General features: G+C 68.8%; 1 protein-coding gene. It reads left to right on the plus strand.

What is annotated here, in order from left to right:
• A partial coding sequence (locus JQ592_RS38155; RefSeq protein WP_211407851.1) for a DUF5801 repeats-in-toxin domain-containing protein occupies positions 1-1,124 on the plus strand: 1,124 nt, incomplete at both ends.

Here is a 1,124-nt window from a genome sequence, read left to right on the forward strand (position 1 = left end):
ATCCTGTTCCATGACGACGGTCCGGCGGTGACGGCGTCCGTGAACGCTTCATCGCAGGTCGTGCTGGACGAAGGCAACACCAATGCGGGCTCGCCGCCGACGAGCACGCCGGCGACGCTGATCCCGGCCGGCTACACGGCGGGCAACGACGGCGACGTTGCCGGTACCGGCTACATCTCGACGGCGTCGAGCGGCAGCGCGCTGGTGACCATCAATCCGGCATTCGGCGCGGACGGTCCGGCGGCGAGCGGCAGCACCAGCTATGCGCTGTCGGCGGTGGCCGGCAACTCCGGGGTGACGCTGACGGACGGCACGCAGGTCGACCTGGTGCAGATCTCCTCGACCCTGGTGCTGGGCGTGGTGGCGGGTCAGCCGACCACGGTTGCGTTTGCGATCTCGATGGACAGCACGACGGGCGTGGTGACGGTCGAACAGTATCTGTCGCTGCACAACCCGACCGGCGGGTCGAGCTACGACGAGACGACGAGCCTGACCAACGGCGCGCTGTCGGTGATCGTGACGGTGACGGACGGCGATGCCGACACGGCCTCGTCGAACGCGGTGAACGTCGGCAGCCAGATCCTGTTCCATGACGACGGTCCGGCGGTGACGGCGTCCGTGAACGCTTCATCGCAGGTCGTGCTGGACGAAGGCAATACCAATGCAGGGTCGCCGCCGACGAGCACGCCGGCGACGCTGATCCCGGCCGGCTACACGGCGGGCAACGACCTCGACGTTGCCGGTACCGGCTACATCTCGACGGCGTCGAGCGGCAGCGCGCTGGTGACCATCAATCCGGCATTCGGCGCGGACGGTCCGGCGGCGAGCGGCAGCACCAGCTACGCGCTGGCAGCGGTGGCCGGCGCCTCCGGGGTGACGCTGACGGACGGCACGCAGGTCAATCTGGTGCAGATCTCCTCGACCCTGGTGCTGGGCGTGGTGGCGGGGCAGCCGACCACGGTTGCGTTTGCGATCTCGATGGACGGCACGACCGGCGTGGTGACGGTCGAGCAGTATCTGTCGCTGCACAACCCGACCGGCGGGACCAGCTACGACGAGACGACGAGCCTGACCAACGGCGCGCTGTCGGTGATCGTGACGGTGACGGACGGCGATGCCGACAC

It is taken from the genome of Bradyrhizobium iriomotense, from assembly GCF_018129405.1.
In the GTDB taxonomy this organism is placed as follows: Bacteria; Pseudomonadota; Alphaproteobacteria; order Rhizobiales; family Xanthobacteraceae; genus Bradyrhizobium; species Bradyrhizobium iriomotense_B.